The sequence below is a fragment of the Arthrobacter sp. NQ4 genome, from assembly GCF_029077345.1.
GTDB lineage: Bacteria > Actinomycetota > Actinomycetes > Actinomycetales > Micrococcaceae > Arthrobacter.
On record NZ_JARETC010000004.1, the window covers coordinates 17,378 to 34,170 of the forward strand.

Below are 16,793 nucleotides of genomic sequence, written 5' to 3' on the forward strand. Positions count from 1 at the left end.
CTGGGTTCCAATATGGACTCCTAGATCAGAAAAGCACGATGGGACCGGCCGCCCTGGGGTGCGGCGAGATAACGTTCTGCGGGGGCCGCCATTGTTGGGGAATACGGCCCCCTTGATGACCCGCCGCTCAGGCGAGGGACGTAGTGAGCTCCTTCTCTTCCAGGGCGTCGGCGCCGGCATAGTCCGCCTTGATGAGATCGGCACAGCGCTCGCCGATCATCATGACGGTGATGTTGGGGTTGACGGTGACGTGTTCGGGCATGACGGACGCATCGGCCACGCGGAGGCCGGTGACGCCCTTGACCCGCAGCTGGGGATCGAGCGGCGACATCTCGTCGTCGGCCGGGCCCAGGCGGACGGTGCCCACGGGGTGGTAGACGGTGTTGTGGGTCTTGCGGATGTAGTCCTGCAGTTCCTCGTCCGTCTGCGCCCCGATGCCGGGCGAGAGCTCCCGGCCGGTCCATTCCGCCATTGCGGGCTGGGCGGCGATTTCGCGGGCCTTGCGGATGCCGGCCACCATGACGCTCATGTCGTGGCCGTCCGGGTCCGTGAAGTAGCGGGGGTCCACCATCGGCTTGTCGCGGAAGTCGCGGCTGCGCAGCTTCACCGTGCCGCGGGAACGGGCGTGGGTGACGTTCGGGGTGAGGCTGAAGCCGTTCTCCGTGGTGGGGTAGCCGTGGCGGAGGGTGTTCATGTCGAACGGCACGGAGCCGTAGTGCATCATCAGGTCGGGGCGGTCCAGGCCGTCCTCGGTGGGGGTGAAAATGCCGATTTCCCACCACTGGGTGGAGGTCTGCACCATGGGCTGCTTGGCCTCGAACTGCACCACGCCTTCCGGGTGGTCCTGCAGGTTCTCACCGACGCCGGGGGAGTCCACCAGCACCTCGATGCCGTGCTGGGCCAGGTGTTCCGCCGGCCCGATGCCGGAGAGCATGAGCAGCTTGGGGGTGTCGATGGCGCCGGTAGACACGATGACTTCCCGGTGGGCCGTGAGCCGGTGGGTGCGGCCGAAGGCCCCGTCCACCACGTCCACGCCGGTGCAGCGCTTGTCCGCGTCGATCACCAGCTGGCGGGCGCGCAGGCCGGTCAGCAGGGTGAAGTTGGGGCGGTCCACGATGGGGTGGATATAGGACACGGAGCTGGAGGAACGGGTGCCGTCCGCGCGGCGGTTGATCTGGAAGAAGTTGGCGCCGTTGACCACGGTGGTGCCGCTGTTGAACTTGGCCCGCGGGATGCCGGCCTGTTCGCAGGCGTCCAGAAGCGCGACGCCGGCAGGATCCGCCGGGGGCACGTTCATCAGGTGCACGGGGCCGGAGTCGCCGTGGTGCGGTGCGTCCGGCCCGGCGTCCTGGTTGGTTTCCAGCCGCTTGTACAGCGGCCAGGCCGCATCGGCGTTCCAGCCGGCGGCGCCGTACTTGGACTCCCATTCGTCCAGGTCCTCGCGGGGCGCCCAGAAGGCGATGCAGGAGTTGTGGCTGGAGCAGCCGCCCATGACTTTGGCACGGGCGTGGCGCATGAAGGAGTTGCCGTTTTCCTGCGGCTCGATGGGGTAGTCCCAGTCGTAGCCGGATTCCAGCAGTTCCATCCAGCGGTCCAGCTGCAGGATCTCCGGGATATTGCGGTCGTCCGGGCCCGCCTCGACGAGGGCCACGGTGACGTCCGGGTCCTCGCTCAGCCGTGCGGCCACCGCCGCCCCCGCGGACCCGCCGCCGATGACGACGTAGTCGAACCCGCGTTCGGTCACGTCCTCGATGTTGTCGTAGTGCATCTAGTTCTCCTTGCCGTGGTCAGCAAACCAGCCGGTGACCTGGGGGCTGGTGTTCTGGTAGATGTGCTTGGCTTCCTGGTACTCGGCCAGGCCGGTGGGGCCCAGCTCGCGGCCGACGCCGGACTGGCCGAAGCCGCCCCACTCGGCCTGGGGGAGGTAAGGGTGGTAGTCGTTGATCCAGATGGTGCCGTGCCGCAGCCGGGATGCCACGCGCTGCGCCTTGCCGGCGTCCTGCGTCCAGACGGCGCCGGCCAGGCCGTAGATGGTGTCGTTCGCGGTGGCCACGGCCTCGTCCTCGGTGCGGAAGGTTTCCACCGTGACCACCGGGCCGAACGCCTCGTCGGTGACCACGGACATGCCGCGGGAGACGCGGTCCAGGACGGTGGGCTGGTAGTAGAAGCCGGCGTCGTACTTCTCCCCGGACGGTGCCGAGCCACCGGTCCGCAGCCGTGCGCCCTCCGCGATCCCGCGCTGGACGTAGGCGTCCACCTTGTCCCGGTGGGCGGCGGAGATCAGCGGGCCGGTCTCGGCGTCCTCGTCGAAGGGGCCGCCGATCCGGATGTCCTTCGCGCGGCGGACCAGTTCATCCACGAAGCGTTCGGCGATGGATTCCTCCACCACCAGCCGGGCGCCGGCGGAGCAGACCTGGCCGGAGTGGACGAACGCGCCGTTGAGGGCGTTGTCGACGGCGGCGTCGAAGTCCGCGTCGGCGAACACCACGTTGGGGTTCTTCCCGCCGAGTTCCAAGGCCACCTTTTTGACGGTGGCGGCAGCGGAAGCGGCGATGCGCTTGCCGGTTTCCAGGCCGCCGGTGAAGGAGACAAGGTCGACGTCGGGGTGTTCCGAGAGCGGGGCGCCCGCCTGGGCGCCGGCACCGGTGACGAGGTTGGCGACGCCGTCCGGAAGGCCGAGGTCCTGCAGCAGCTGCATGGCCAGGATGCTGGTGGACGGGGTCAGCTCGGAGGGCTTGAGGACGAAGGCGCAGCCGGCGGCCAGCGCGGGGGCGATCTTCCACGCCGCCTGGAGCAGGGGATAGTTCCACGGCGTAATGAGCCCGCAGACGCCCACGGGTTCGTAGACGATCCTGCTGACCACGTCGGCGTCCCCGGCGTCCACCACCCGGCCCGCCTGCTGCCCGGCGAGCCTGCCAAAGTACTCGAAGCAGGCGGCGATGTCGTCCATGTCGATGCGGCTTTCCACCATCCGCTTGCCGGTGTCCAGCGATTCCGCGCGGGCAAACTTTTCCCGGCGTTCCCGCAGTCCGGCGGCGACCTTCAGGAGGAAGGCGCCACGCTCCGGTGCCGGGACGCTGGACCAGGCGCCGGAGTCGAAGGCGGCGCGGGCCGCCGCGATGGCACGTTCGGCATCTTCCCGGCCTGCCTCGGACACGGTGGCCACCAGCTCCCCGTCTGCGGGGTTGCGGATTTCACGCACCGCGCCGGACGCCGCCGGCTCCCACCTGCCGTTGATGAACAGGGAGGAGGCGGGCTTGGTTTCAGTGCTGGGGGCGGCTTCCTGGGCCGGTGTGGCGTAAGTCATAGGAAGGACAGTAATGCACGTTGAACAAGTGTTCAATACTTTTCTTGAACACTTGTTCAATGCTCACCGCCCGGCTACTGTTGCCCCTGGAGCGGGTGTTTCAGGGCTGTGAGGGGACCTGGCCGTCGCCGTTTTCGTCCGGGACCGGGGCGAACGCGATCTGCTCCGTGCGCGCAATGCTCCGCTGGATGGAGGCCTTGTCCACCCCGAGCAGCGCCGTCAGCCACACGCCGTTCTGGATGACCACGATGTCCGACGCCCGCTCCCTGCACGCCTCCCAGGACAGTCCGGGCCTGGCGCTGGACACCAGCGCCGCGAGCCCGTCGATGTACCGGTCGAAGGCGGCGGCGTTGATCTGTGCGTAGTCCTCGTCCGCCTGGGCCAGGGCCCACAGGTGCAGGCGCAGCGACAGGTAGCGCGTGGTCAGCAGGTCGGCGCCGGCAACGCGCCGGAGCGCGCGGCGCAGCTGTTCATCGGGTGCCACCGACGGGTCCGGGGCGACGAGTAAAAGGTCATGCTCATCGACGCGGCGCAGGGCAGCGCGGATCAGGGTGGTCTTGTCGTCGTAGTAGTAGTTGACCAGGCCCAGCGCCACCCCGGCCTCCCGCGCCACGGCGCGCATGCTCACGCCCGAAATCCCGTGGCGGGACAGCAGGTCCATGGCCGCTTCGAGGATGCGGGTCTGCCTGTCCACTTGTTCGCCGGAAGTCACGGCACTGGTCCCCATCTGGCCAGACTATTGCCTAACACTGCACGTGCATAACGCGGTACCGCCACGCCCTCCCCGCAAGCCGATGGGGGCGCTGATGATGTTTGAAGCCTTCTTCCGCAGGGCACGGTGGTTGTACACCGGGATTGACCTGTACAGCTTGGAGAACGATGGAAAGCGCAAGCCTCATTGCCCTCTTATTTGCCGGCGCCGTCCGCGCGGGCGAAAGCGCGCAGCCCCACGCGCCGCAACTCAGCGCCACGCCCGGGTGGAAGCGGGCCGCGTGGCTGGCGTTCCGGAGCAGGACCGCGACTTTCCTGCACCGGCTCGCCTGGGCGCTGGAACCGGACCCGCGCTGACGCAGAAGAAGCCCTGCCGGGAGCCGACGTACCCGGTCCGGCTCACGGCTGGGCGTGGTCCGCGCGCTCCAGCAGGCGGGACACCCCGTAGCCAATCACCAGGCCCCAGAATGCTGCGTGGATGTTGAAGAGGTTCATGCCGGAAATGGTCACCACGAACGTCACCAGCGAACCCAGGGTGAAGCTGGTGGCAAAGGCCGTGACGAAGGCCTGCTGAAGGGCCCGCAGCATCGCGATGCCGCCCAGTGCCAGGACGAACTCCTTGGGGGCGGCCAGCATCAGCCGGGTCAGGGTGGGGGCAAACGCTGCGAACACCAGGGCCAGCAGGCCGTACGCCACGGCAGCCGTGTACTGGCGCTCCCTCTTCCCGGACGAGGTCAGCAGGGCGTTGGTGGGGCCTGTGACGCAGGCCGAAACGGCGCCAAAGCCGGCATTCAGCACTGAAAAGGCGCCGGAGGCAATGGCGAAGGCGTTCACGGGCGGACGGTGCCCGGCGGCGCGGAGGACGGCGATGCCCTGGCCGTTTTGGACAAACAGCACGGTGAGGGCCAGGGGAACCACCAGTTCCAGCTGGGCAGCCCACGTGAATTCAGGGGCGGTGAACACCGGGGTGGCCAGGAGCTGCCCGCCGGGGGACAGCCTGAACTGCCCGCTGGCCGCCACAGCGATGCAGCCTGCCACCAGGGTGCCCAGGACCGGCGGCAGGAACCTGCCAAGCCTGGGAACCGCGGTGAGGACCAGGAACGCGGCCACCATCGGAGCAGCCACGGCCGGGTTGTCCTGGGTGGAGGCAACGATGTCTGTGCCGAACTTCAGGAACACCGCGGCCACCATGGCCATCACCAGCGGCATCGGCACCAGTGCCATGGCTTTACGCACCACCCCGGTGGCGCCCAGCGCGAGGATCAGCACGCCCGAGGTGAAGAAGGCCCCGACGACTTCAGGGAAGGCCAGGTGCTGAAGGGACGGTCCCAGGAGCACCGTGCCGGGGATGGACCAGGCGAAGCCCAGGGGCTGCCGATAAATGAGCGACATCAGCAGCGTGGCCGCCCCGCCGGAAAAGAGAATGCCAAAAACCCAGGACGACAGCTGGCCCTGGGTCAGGCCGCCGGCCGTCCCCACGGCCAGGGTGACGGCGATGGGTCCGGACGCCGCGAAGATGAGCCCGATGGCCCCGTTGGAGACATAGGACAGTCCCAGGTCGCGAAGAATCCGCCGGGGGCCCGCGGGCCGGATTCCCGGGCGTTCCAGCAGGGGTTCCGGCGCCGGCGCCGGCGGGGCTGACCCGACGGATGTGGCGGCCGGGTCGGGGCGGGGATGGCTCATCGGAACTCCTGGCTGGCGCGAAAAACCGGAAGCGCTCCGAAGCATCAGCTCCGGAGCGCCTCCGTGCGGGGGTGTCTCCCAGTTTGCGTGCTACTTCTTCTGGCCCTGCTTTGCCAGGACGTAGTCATAAACTACTTCCTCGCCCTTGCCGTCGGTACGGGGGCGGGGGTCCAGCATCAGTTCAGGCTTCACCGCCGAGGCGATGTCGTCCGCGTTGTGGGGGTCGCCGGGGAAGTACAGCTGCTGCGTGACCGGCTCGTAGCCCGGCGCGGACACCTTGATGTGGATGTGCGCGGGACGCCAGGCGTGCCAGCCCGCGGCGTTGATCAGCTGTCCGCAGGCGCCGTCCGTAGGGATCTGGTACGGCGCCGGACGCATGGTGTTGATCTCGAACCGGCCGTCGTCGGAGGCCTTGACGGTGGCCCGGAAGAGCCACTCGGGCATGCCCGGGGTGTACTGGGAGTAGAAGCCGGCGGCGTCCGCGTGCCAGATCTCCACCTGCGCACCCTGGATGGGGTTGCCGTCGGTGTCGGTGAACTGGCCGGTGAACCGCAGCGGGGTGCCCTCTTCGTCGTCGCGCATTTCCACGGTGGCGGGCGTCTGGAGTTCCGGGGAGCCGGGAACGTAGTAGGGACCCTCGATGGTGCCGACGGTGCCGGGACGGTCCTGGGAGTTCACGTCCTCAACGGTGTGTTCCAGCCAGACGTCGAGGAACAGCGGCCATTCACCGTCCGTGCCCACCTTGATCAGCCAGGCTTTGAGGGCGTTGTATTCCTCGTAGGTGACCTGGTGCTCGACGACGATGTCGTTGGCGGCCTTGATCAGTGCGCCGGCCAGCAGGCTCACCCGTTCCTTGGATACATCCACCCGGGAGAGCTTGCCTGACGCGGCGAACCGTTCGGTTGCCTTGGAGCCTGCTTCGACGGCGGTGCCTTCGTTTTCCGTGCGGCTGTCCGTTGGGGTTTGGGTCATGACGATGTCCACCTTCTTCATTGAATGGGACAGGAAGGGCTCCTGCTCCCCACGCGGCCTGCGGGGCGGGCAGTTCCACCTGCCCTGCTCGGCACCGCGTGATCTTGGTCTCAAGCGTAGGCCCGGAGATAAGGACGCTACAAATATCAACTAGGCGTCTTTTGAGTCATTATCGGTACATAAAGACACCCTTGGTGGAACCTAGGTATTTGCCTGATGTGAGGCCAATCACGAGCGGCAAGAATTGCTGGACAACGTCCGCCGCCGAAGCCTCTTCCCGAGTGGACCTCCGCCCATCCGTCCAGCAATCTCCAATGAAGGAGCACGCCATGACCGAGAACCTGATCCATGCCCGCGAGGTCCTTGCCGACGCCGTGATCGACGACCGAGAGAACGGCGTCATCCGGGCCAAGCGCGAGATCTTCACCGACCAGGAGATCTTCGAACTCGAGATGAAGCACATCTTCGAAGGCAACTGGGTCTACCTCGCCCACGAGTCGCAGATCACCAACGTGGGCGACTACTTCACCACCTACATCGGCCGCACCCCCGTGATGATCACCCGGGACAAGGACGGGCAGCTGAACTGCCTGGTCAACGCCTGTTCGCACCGCGGCGCCATGCTGTGCCGCCGCAAGACGGACAACCGCACCACCTTCACCTGCCCGTTCCACGGCTGGACCTTCAAAAACTCCGGCGAGCTGCTGAAGGTCAAGGACTCCCGGAACGCCGGCTACCCCGAGACCTTCAACAAGGAAGGCTCGCACGACCTCACCAAGGTGGCCCGCTTCGAGTCCTACCGCGGCTTCCTGTTCGGCTCGCTGAAGGCCGACGTGCTCCCGCTCGAGGAACACCTCGGGGACGCCACCAAGGTCATCGACTCCATCGTTGACCAGTCACCCGAAGGCCTGGAAGTGCTGCGCGGCTCCTCCACCTACACCTATGACGGCAACTGGAAGGTCCAGGCCGAGAACGGCGCCGACGGCTACCACGTCACGGCCGTGCACTGGAACTACGCGGCCACCACCGCCCGCCGCAGCGCCGGAGACTCCGCCAACAAGACCAAGGCCATGGACGCCGGCAAGTGGGGCAAGGTCAAGGGCGGCTTCTACTCCTACGACCACGGCCACCTGCTGCTGTGGCAGGAATGGACCAACCCGCAGGACCGTCCGCTCTGGGACCGCCGCGACGAGCTCGTGGCCAAGTACGGCGAGGAGATGGCCAACTTCATGATCAACATCTCCCGCAACCTCTGCCTGTACCCGAACGTCTACATCATGGACCAGTTCTCCTCGCAGATCCGCCACTTCCGGCCGATCTCCGCGGACCAGACCGAGGTGACCATCTACTGCATCGCCCCCAAGGGCGAGTCCCAGGAGAACCGTTCAAAGCGCATCCGCCAGTACGAGGACTTCTTCAACGCCACGGGCATGGCCACCCCGGACGACCTGGAGGAATTCCGCTCCTGCAACAAGACCTACTGGGCCACCAGCGCACCGTGGAACGACATGACCCGCGGCTCCACCCACGAGATCGCCGGACCGGATGAGCAGGCGCAGGCCCTGGGCATGAACCGGGTGATCGCCTCCGGCGTGCGCACCGAAGATGAGGGGCTCTACCCCATCCAGCACGGGTACTGGAAGGAAGTCATGGACCGGGCGCTGGCGGAGGAAGAGGAGCGTTCCGCCCTGGAATCCGTTCCCGTCACCGCCTGAGAGAGCCCGCCGGAACCACAGAGAGCGCTGAACCCATGACCAACCTGACCCACACCGCCCCGGTCCTGAAGACCGCGGAGGAAATCGCAACCCTCGAAACCGTCCGGGCGTTCCTCTACCGGGAAGCCCGCCTGCTGGATGACCGCCAGTTCGACGAATGGCTGGAGTGCTACCACCCGGACTCCGAATTCTGGATGCCGGCCTGGGACGTGGACGACCAGCTGACGCAGGACCCCCAGAACGAGATCTCCCTGATCTACTACGACAACCGCGGCGGCATCGAGGACCGGGTATTCCGGATCAAGACCGACAGGTCATCGGCCACCTCCCTCCCGGAGCCGCGCACCGGCCACAACATCACGGACGTGGAGGTTTTGGCGAACGACGGCGGCAAGGTGGAGGTGCGCTTCAACTGGTTCACCCTGTACTTCCGCTACAACACGACGGACACGTACTTCGGCACCAGCTACTACACGGTGGACCTTTCCGGCCCGCAGCCGGTGATCCTGAAGAAGAAAGTGGTCCTGAAGAACGACTACATCCACCACGTGGTGGACGTCTACATGATCTGACCTGCCCCAAGCCGGCGCCCGGTACATCCGGGCGCCGCACGGGAGGTCCCATTCCGTGCCCGCCGGGCACGCCCCAACTTTTCCCCGGACGCGACGACGCGCCCGCCCAGTCAGGAGGACCCCATGGGCCACAAAGTAGCCCTCAGCTTCGAAGACGGCGTCACCAAAGTCATCAAGGTCGGCGACTATGAGACCGTCATGGACGCGGCCTACAAGGCGCGGATCAACATTCCGTCGGACTGCCGCGACGGCGCGTGCGGCACCTGCAAGGCGTTCTGCGATTCCGGCTCCTTCGACCCGGGCGACTTCATCGACGACGCCATGACCGAAGAGGAGCTCGAAAAGGGCTACCTGCTGACGTGCCAGGCCGTCCCGGAGTCCGACTTGGCCATCCAGATCCCGGCCACGTCCGAGTCGGCCAAGACGGCGGCCGCCACCTTCAGCTCCACCATCAAGGAGCTCAACCGGCACACGGACACCACGGTCTCCTTCACCCTTGAGGTGGACAACCGCGACGCGCTCGCCTTCCTCCCCGGGCAGTACGTCAACCTCAAGGTTCCCGGCACCGATGCCGAGCGCTCCTACTCCTTCAGCAGCGGCCCCGAGGTCCAGGACGCGTCCTTCATGGTCCGCGTGACCCCGCAGGGCGCCATGTCCGAGTACCTGCGCGACCGCGCCGCGGTAGGCGACGCCATCGAATTCACCGGCCCCTACGGATCCTTCTTCCTGCGCGAACCGAAGCGGCCCCTGCTGCTCCTGGCCGGCGGCACCGGCCTGGCCCCGCTGCTGTCCATCCTGGAAAAGCTCGCCGAGAACCCGCCGTCCACCCCGGTCCACCTCATCTACGGGCTCACCCGCGAGGCGGACATCGTGGGCCTGGACTGGCTCCGCGCCTACGAGGCGAAACTGCCCGGCTTCACCTGGGACTACATCGCCTCCGAGCCCGGCACCTCCGCCCCGCACACCGGCTACGTCACCCAGATCATCGAACCGAAGCACCTCAACGACGGCGACGTGGACATCTACCTCTGCGGCCCGCCGCCTATGGTCAACGCCGTCTCCAAGTGGCTGGACACCGAAGGCATCAAGCCCGCCAACTTCTACTTCGAACGTTTCGCACCGAAGGAGACCACCGGGGGCGACGCCGAAACCGGCGCCCCGGCACCGGCCGGGAAGATCCAGGCCGAAGGCGACACCATGAGCCGCGGCGAGGCCGTCTCCTCGCTGGAGACCGGCCGGCTGGATTTCCGCAAGGAGGACAGCTTCGCCCAGCTGGACGCCCGCATGGGCCTGGAGCTTGCGGTCAGCGAACTGCTGCTGGGAAGGCTCAGCGAGCAGCAGCTGCGCCAGTTCCGCCGGCTCGCGGAAGCCACCACCGGCTCGGTGCAGGGCGGGAACATCACCGACCCCGAGGAGTTCGCGCGCACCAACGAGGAATTCCACGAGTACCTCTTCATGGTCTGCGACAACCCGATGCTCCTGGAGTCCTACCGGCGCCTGGACGTCCACGCCCAGATGGCCGCGGCCTTCGAGGCCGGCACGCCGATCTTCGAACGCGTCACCCAGGACCACCTTGAGATCGTGAATGCCTTCGAACGCGGCGACAAGGACCACCTGCGCGCCGTCATCACCGCCCATGCCCAGGACGCGAAGGACACCATGGCCGGGGCCATCGACGCCAAGGCCGCCCGGTGATGGCTGCGCCGTACGCCGGGCAATACGTGACCCCTGGCCGGTTCGGCGGCAAGGTCGCCGTCGTCACCGGTGCAGCCCAGGGGATCGGCCAGAAGGTGGCCGAACGCATCGGCGCCGAAGGCGGCGCCGTGGTCCTGGTGGACCGCGCGGACCTGGTCCACGACGTTGCCCGCGGCATCGGCGAGGCCGCCAGGGCTTCGGGTTCGGGGGGCTCGGCCACGGCCGTCACCGCAGACCTGGAGACCTTCGCCGGCGCCACCCAGGCCATCAAGGCCGCGCTCGCGGCCCACGGGCGGCTGGACGTCCTGGTCAACAACGTGGGCGGGACCATCTGGGCCCGCCCCTACGAGGAGTACGACGAGGACAAGATCGAGAAGGAAATCCGCCGCTCGCTCTTTCCCACGCTCTGGACCTGCCGGGCAGTCCTGCCCGCCATGATCGAGCAGGGCTCCGGCACGATCGTGAACGTCTCCTCGGTAGCCACCCGCGGAATGCACCGGGTGCCCTATGCCGCGGCGAAAGGTGGCGTGAACGCCCTGACCCAGTCGCTGGCCATGGAGGTGGCCGGGCACGGCATCCGGGTGGTGGCCACCGCCCCGGGCGGCACGGAAGCCCCGCCGCGGAAGGTCAAGCGCGGGCCGGACGCCGAATCCGCCACCGAGAAGGACTGGTACCAGACCATTGTTGACCAGACGGTGGAGTCCTCGTTCATGAAGCGCTACGGCACCCTGGACGAGCAGACGGCGCCCATCGTGTTCCTTGCCTCGGACGAGGCGTCCTACCTGACCGGCAGCATCCTCCCGGTGGCCGGCGGCGACCTGGGGTAGGGGCCGGTGCTGGACGCGCGGCACCAGGGGCGCCCGGGCCGCTCCGGTAGGATTGCGGCCATGACAGCGGGCTCCACCCAGGGCGAGATGGCGGAGGACTTCCCGCTGGCGGGCCGGGACGCGGCGTTCGAGCAGCTGCTGGAAATCCTCCGCACCGTCCGCAAGGGCAAGGTGGGCACCGTGGTCCTCTCCGGACCGTCCGGGTCCGGCAAAACCGCGCTCCTGGAACTCTTCCTTGACCGCTGCCGGACGGCCGCCCGCGGCGTCCGCGTCCTGTCCGCCATGGGGGACGACTGGGAGGCGCAGTTCGCCCTGGCCGGCTACTCCCAGCTGATGCGGACCCTGCCGCTCCGGACGGCAAAGGATTACGACGGCGGCCCGGCCCTGGCGCCGGGGCCGGTCGCTTCCCTGACCCCCGACCAGGTGGTCAACTACGCCTCCACCCTCAGCACCCATCTCGAAGGCCTGCAGACGCACGGCAGCGTGGTGGTCGCCGTCGACGACGTCCACAAGCTCGACGAGGAGAGCCTGCGCATCCTCACCTTCGTCATGCGCAGGCTGCACGACAAGCGGGTCCTGTTCCTGCTGACCCTCAATCCTGTAGACGCGCCCCGCGTCCCCGCCGGCGTGCTCGACTTCCTCACCGGCCACCAGGTGGTCCGCATTCCGCTGGAGCCCCTCTCGCCGCAGCAGGTCCAGGACGTGGCCCGGAGCCTGTTCGGCCTGGACCTCAGTGCGACGGCGGCCCACGGCCTGGTGACGCACACCGGCGGGATAGCCCAGTCCATCGTGGAGCTGCTCCGTGAACTGCCCCCGGAGACCTGGCAGTCGTGGTTCCCGTCCCTGCCGCCCACCTCCTGGGTGCGTGCCAGGGTCCGCAGTGTCCTGGCCGCCGCGTCCCCCGCCCTGGTGGCCGCTGCGGAAGCCGCCGCGGTGCTCGGCCCCGGCGCGGGACTGGCTGAGGTGGCCAGGGTGGGCGGCCTGGAATCCGTCATGCCCGCCCTCGATGAGGGGCACCGCGCGGGGCTGCTGGGCCTGTCCGTGGACCAGTCCCGCTCCGCCGTCGCCTTCCTCGAACCCGGCACAGGGGAAGCGGTCTACGAACAGATCGTCCCGAGCCGGCGCATTGCCCTGCATTGGAAGGCCGCGGAGGTTGTCCAGTCCGAGGGCGAACAGTTGGGCCACCGCGTTGCGGCCACCCCGGCAGCCGACGAAACCCTGGCCGCCGAACTGGAAGAGTTCGCGCGGCGGCAGGCCACGGTCGGGGCGTGGCAGGATGCCTCCACTGCGCTGTTCTCCGCCTCGCGGCTGTCCCCCGATATCCGCGCCCGGAACCTCCGGCTCCTGAAAGCCGTCGACGCCCTGGTGGGCTCCGGCAACGTGGCCCAGGCGCAGGCCTGGGCCGGGGCAGTGGATGCCCTGCCGCCGTCGCCCCTGCGCTCCTCGGTTCTGGGGTACCTGTCCACGGTGTCCGGCCAGAATGACAGCGCCCAAAGCCAACTGGAGATGGCCTGGCGCACCAGCAATCCTCAGCATGAACCCGCTGCAGCCGCGCAGGTGGCCCAGCGGTTCGTCCTCCACGGGGTGGCCTCCTGGGACGGGCCGATGATCACCGGCTGGGCCGAACGCGCCATGGCTCTGACCGAACCCGGAACTCCGGCGCACATCGAGTCGGAGGCCATCTATGGCCTGGGCCTGTATGCCCAGGGCCGGATAGCGGACGCCGAGGCCTCCTACCAGCGGGCTTCGGCCCAGGCGGCCGAGAATGCCCAGAAGCAGCGGGTGCAGATGGGCGCCGGCTGGCTGGCCCTGCGCCTGGACAACGCCGAATCCGCGCTGGTGAATTTTGAGTCGGCCGCCCCCACCGAGTACCGCGGGGGATCGCTGCGGATCTCCTTGTGGGCCGAGGCCTGGCTGGCCCGCACCCACCTTGTGCTGGGCAACTGGGACGCGGCCGCCGCCACCATCTCCCGGGCAAGCGTCCGGCTGGAGACTTCGCGGATGCCGCTGATCCGGCCGCTGCTGTACTGGACGGCGGCCGAGCTGTGGTCCATGCGGGGCGACTGGGACCGGGCACGCTACTACGTTTCACAGGCCGCGGTGCAGCCGGGAACCTACCGGGCCATGCAGGTCCCGGCCAGCCTGGCGCGCGCCCGCTTCCACGAGGCGCGGGCCGACTACGAAAGTGCCCTGGCCGCCCTGCAGCCGCTGGCCGAACTGGACCCCTGGACCGATCAGCGGGTGTCCTTCTGGCCGTGGCAGGACACCTACGTCAATGCGCTGGTTATGACCGACAAGCTCGACGCCGCAGAGACGTTCCTCACCGCGTTCGAAGGAGTGCACCGCGAGCGGGAAGTCCCCTCCGACCTGGCCCGCGTGGCGTGGGCCAGGGGCCGGCTGCTGGCCGCGCAGGGGGACCCGGACACGGCGAGGGAGTACTTCGAGGCGGCGCTGGGACACCTCCGCGGGCTCAACCGCCCCTACCTGCGGGCACGGATCAGTTTCGCGTTCGGGCAAAGCATGCGCCGGGCCGGAAAGCGCCGCCTGGCCTCATCGGTGCTGCGGGCGGCCCGGGACCTGTATGACACCCTCGGCGCGGCAACGTACGTGGAACGGTGCGACCGCGAGCTGAAGGCCACCGGCCTGGACGTGGGGAACCTGCCGGACCCGGCGGACCCGGTGCTTTCTTCGGTGGGCGGCCACCATCAACAGCTCACGGCCCAGGAACAGGCCGTGGCCGAGCTGGTGGCTGCGGGGGCAACCAACAAGGAGGCGGCCCGGGCCCTGTTCCTGGCTGAAAAGACGGTGCAGTACCACCTCACGCGGCTGTACCGGAAGATGGGAATCCGGTCACGCAGCGAACTCGCGGCCGCGTTCCGGGCCAGGGACTGACCCGGAACGCCCCGGTGCTAACCCGTGGTTACTTGACGTCCGACGGGTGCTTGGCCAGCGGAACCACCGTGATGTCCATGTACGGGAACAGGGGAAGGCCCTGCAGGATGCCGTGCAGTTCGTCGTTGGATTCGACGTCGAAGATGGAGTAGTTGGCGTATTCGCCCACCACACGCCAGATCTCGGGCCATTTGCCGGAGCGCTGCAGTTCCTGGGAGTAGGCCTTCTCCGTGGCCTTGATTGCGGCGGCTTCTTCGGCGGGCATGCCGGCGGGCAGGTTGACGTCCATATGGACGAGGTACTTCATGGTGACCTTTCGGTGGAAGGGGTGGGTGTCAGTCGGTGCGGTAGTGGGCGAGCTTGTCGTCATCCACGTCAGTGCCCGCGCCGGCACCTTCAGGAACGCGGATCCGGCCGCCGGTGATCGCCAGCGGCCGGGCCAGCAGGTCATCGGTCATGTCGAGGTAGTTGGACAGCTCCGCCGCGCGCTTGGCCGTGTGGGCGAAGGCTGCGCCGAACACCACCGAGGCAACCGTGCCCACCTGGGTGTCGATCTGGTTGCCGATGTAGACGTCGATGCCCATGCCCTCGGCCATGCCAACGATCTTGGCGGCTTCGGTGAAGCCGGACCGGGCGGTCTTGACGGACAGGAGGTTGGCCCCGCCGGTGAGGATTTCGCGGGCAGCCTCGCCGAGGTTGGCGGCGGATTCGTCGGCGGCAATGGGGATGGGTGAGTTGGTGACCAGGCGGCGGCGGCCCAGGACTTCGCGGGCGTCGTCCGGCTCCTCCAGGAACTGCAGGCCGAGGTCGGCGGTGCGGCGCAGCACCTCGGCGGCCTCGTTGGCTGTCCAGCCGCGGTTGGCGTCCATGTACAGCTCGGCGTCCTCGCCCAGGCCCTCCCGCAGCACCCTGGCGGCCTCGATGTCCAGGTTCAGCGGACGGCGGCCGGTCTTCAGCTTGAAGGTGGTGATGCCGTAGGTTTCCCGGAACTCCAGTGCCAAGGCCAGGAGCTCCTGGGCGGGCTTGAAGCCGAGCATATGGGAGACGCGGAGCGAATCGGTGTAGCCGCCCAGCAGTTTGGTGACAGGCTGCCCCAGGGTCTTGCCGATGACGTCCCACACGGCAATGTCCACCGCGCCCTTGGCGGTCTGGTTGTGGACTGTGCGGGCCAGGACGGCCTGGATCTTTTCCCGGTCAAAGACGTCGATGGCCACCAGTTGCGGGGCGAAGACATCCTGCACCACCGCGACGATGGACTTCTGCGTCTCACCGTAGGTGTACGGGCGGGGCGGGGTGTCCGCGGTCCCCACCACGCCGTCGTCGGTGCGGACCCTGACCAGGACGTGGTCGGCCTCGTGCACGGAGCCGGAGGCGAAGTGGAGCGGGTGGCGGTACGGGATCGAGTAGGGGATCGCCTCGATGGCTGCGATCTTCATGATGGGAGGTGCCTTTCATCAGCGGGAGCGGGGGTGGCGGCGTCAGCGGTTGCCGTGGCCACGACGTCCAGGAAGTTTTGCAGCAGCGCGGAGCGGTGGCCGCGCAGCCAGGCGACGGCGAGTTCCACCGGGGGAGCATTGTCGATTTCCCTGTACGCGACGCCTTCAAGCTGGAAAGCACGCACGCTGGACGGCATGACGGCGATGCCGCCGCCAGCGGCCACGAACGCCAGCATTGTGGAGGTCTCACCCACCACTTGCGTGATCCGCGGCTGGAAGCCTGCCTGGCGGCAGAGGTCCGAGGTGATGCGGTTCAGCACGGACTCCGGTGCGTAGGCAATGAAGTCCTGGTCCTGCAGTTCGTGCATGGCCACGGGACGGTCCACCGCCAGGGCGCTGAAGGAGGGAAGCGCGACGACGAGTGGCTCCTGGGTGACCACGCGGTAGTCGACCTCCTCGGAGGCGACGGGGGGCCGCAGCAGTGCCGCGTCCAGGGTCCCGTTCCGCAGCCCCGCCTCCATGGACGGCGTCAGCATCTCCCCGTTCAGCGCCAGCGACAGGCCGGGAAGGACCTGTTTGGTGAGCCGCGCGATCCGCGGCATGACGCCGTAGGTTGCCGAGCCGGAGAACCCCACCCGGAGGACGCCCGTGGCGCCCTTGCCCACCTGGTAGACATCCGCGCGGAGCGTTTCGACGTCGTTGACGATCTGGCGGCCGCGGTCCAGCAGGAGCTGGCCCGCCGCCGTCAGGTCCACCCGGCGGGTGGTGCGGTTGAGGAGCTGGACGCCCAGCTGGTCTTCCAGCTGGCGGATCTGCTGGGACAGCGGCGGCTGCGCCATGTGCAGGCGCTTGGCCGCCCTGCCGAAGTGCCGCTCCTCCGCGACCGCGATGAAGTAGTTCAGCTGGCGGATTTCCATCCGGTGCCACCTTTCCAACGGGCCGGGGGAGGCGCGGCGCAGCCTCATTGATTCATAGAATAACCA

At 68.1% G+C, this 16,793-nt stretch carries 14 protein-coding genes; 6 read left to right on the forward strand and 8 right to left on the reverse strand.

The window, feature by feature from the left end:
• Nucleotides 1–127: 127 nt before the first annotated feature.
• From PUN51_RS08640 to PUN51_RS08650, 3 genes are all read right to left on the reverse strand, one after another.
• The gene (locus PUN51_RS08640; RefSeq protein WP_275180533.1) at nt 128–1,768 is read right to left on the reverse strand and encodes a GMC family oxidoreductase; all 1,641 of its coding nucleotides are present in this window, start codon (nt 1,766–1,768) and stop codon (nt 128–130) included.
• Nucleotides 1,769–3,307, reverse strand: coding sequence for an aldehyde dehydrogenase family protein (locus PUN51_RS08645; protein WP_275180535.1), 1,539 nt, complete (start codon nt 3,305–3,307; stop codon nt 1,769–1,771).
• A 100-nt stretch (nt 3,308–3,407) separates the two neighbouring features.
• Nucleotides 3,408–4,034, reverse strand: a complete 627-nt coding sequence (locus PUN51_RS08650) for a TetR/AcrR family transcriptional regulator (RefSeq protein WP_275180537.1) — start codon at nt 4,032–4,034, stop codon at nt 3,408–3,410.
• 152 nt (nt 4,035–4,186) lie between these two features.
• Here PUN51_RS08650 and PUN51_RS08655 point away from each other — a divergent pair, with 152 nt between their 5' ends.
• Complete coding sequence (locus tag PUN51_RS08655) at nt 4,187–4,375, forward strand: hypothetical protein (RefSeq protein ID WP_275180539.1); 189 nt, start codon at nt 4,187–4,189, stop codon at nt 4,373–4,375.
• A 42-nt stretch (nt 4,376–4,417) separates the two neighbouring features.
• Here the strand turns inward: PUN51_RS08655 and PUN51_RS08660 are convergent, their stop codons facing one another.
• Nucleotides 4,418–5,701: a benzoate/H(+) symporter BenE family transporter gene (locus tag PUN51_RS08660; RefSeq protein ID WP_275180542.1), complete on the reverse strand. Its 1,284-nt coding sequence runs from the start codon at nt 5,699–5,701 to the stop codon at nt 4,418–4,420.
• A gap of 90 nt (nt 5,702–5,791) precedes the next feature.
• Complete coding sequence (gene catA, locus PUN51_RS08665) at nt 5,792–6,673, reverse strand: catechol 1,2-dioxygenase (protein ID WP_275180544.1); 882 nt, start codon at nt 6,671–6,673, stop codon at nt 5,792–5,794.
• Nucleotides 6,674–7,002: 329 nt separating this feature from the next.
• Between catA and benA the strand changes: the two genes are divergently transcribed.
• The 5 genes from benA (at nt 7,003) to PUN51_RS08690 (ending at nt 14,374) form a co-directional block, all read left to right on the forward strand.
• Complete coding sequence (gene benA, locus PUN51_RS08670; RefSeq protein ID WP_224023544.1) at nt 7,003–8,388, forward strand: benzoate 1,2-dioxygenase large subunit; 1,386 nt, start codon at nt 7,003–7,005, stop codon at nt 8,386–8,388.
• Nucleotides 8,389–8,423: 35 nt separating this feature from the next.
• On the forward strand, nt 8,424–8,960 hold the full coding sequence (gene benB, locus PUN51_RS08675; RefSeq protein ID WP_159630093.1) for a benzoate 1,2-dioxygenase small subunit: 537 nt from the start codon (nt 8,424–8,426) through the stop codon (nt 8,958–8,960).
• 123 nt (nt 8,961–9,083) lie between these two features.
• Nucleotides 9,084–10,655 (forward strand): benzoate 1,2-dioxygenase electron transfer component BenC, encoded by a 1,572-nt coding sequence (gene benC / locus PUN51_RS08680; protein WP_275180550.1) that lies wholly within the window; start codon nt 9,084–9,086, stop codon nt 10,653–10,655.
• The gene (locus PUN51_RS08685) at nt 10,655–11,482 is read left to right on the forward strand and encodes a 1,6-dihydroxycyclohexa-2,4-diene-1-carboxylate dehydrogenase (protein WP_275180552.1); all 828 of its coding nucleotides are present in this window, start codon (nt 10,655–10,657) and stop codon (nt 11,480–11,482) included. Before benC ends, PUN51_RS08685 begins: the two co-directional genes overlap by 1 nt.
• A 60-nt stretch (nt 11,483–11,542) precedes the next feature.
• Complete coding sequence (locus tag PUN51_RS08690; protein ID WP_275180554.1) at nt 11,543–14,374, forward strand: AAA family ATPase; 2,832 nt, start codon at nt 11,543–11,545, stop codon at nt 14,372–14,374.
• 28 nt (nt 14,375–14,402) lie between these two features.
• On the opposite strand, the gene catC is transcribed toward PUN51_RS08690, so the two are convergent.
• From catC to PUN51_RS08705, 3 genes are read right to left on the reverse strand one after another with little or no spacing between them, the layout of a single operon-like run.
• On the reverse strand, nt 14,403–14,681 hold the full coding sequence (catC, locus tag PUN51_RS08695; RefSeq protein WP_275180556.1) for a muconolactone Delta-isomerase: 279 nt from the start codon (nt 14,679–14,681) through the stop codon (nt 14,403–14,405).
• 28 nt (nt 14,682–14,709) lie between these two features.
• Entirely contained in the window at nt 14,710–15,810 is a 1,101-nt protein-coding gene (locus PUN51_RS08700; RefSeq protein WP_275180558.1) for a mandelate racemase/muconate lactonizing enzyme family protein, read from the reverse strand.
• Nucleotides 15,807–16,727 carry a LysR substrate-binding domain-containing protein gene (locus PUN51_RS08705; protein WP_275180560.1) on the reverse strand — a complete coding sequence of 307 codons (921 nt, stop codon included), beginning with the start codon at nt 16,725–16,727 and terminating at the stop codon, nt 15,807–15,809. Before PUN51_RS08705 ends, PUN51_RS08700 begins: the two co-directional genes overlap by 4 nt.
• Between the last annotated feature and the right edge of the window lie 66 nt (nt 16,728–16,793).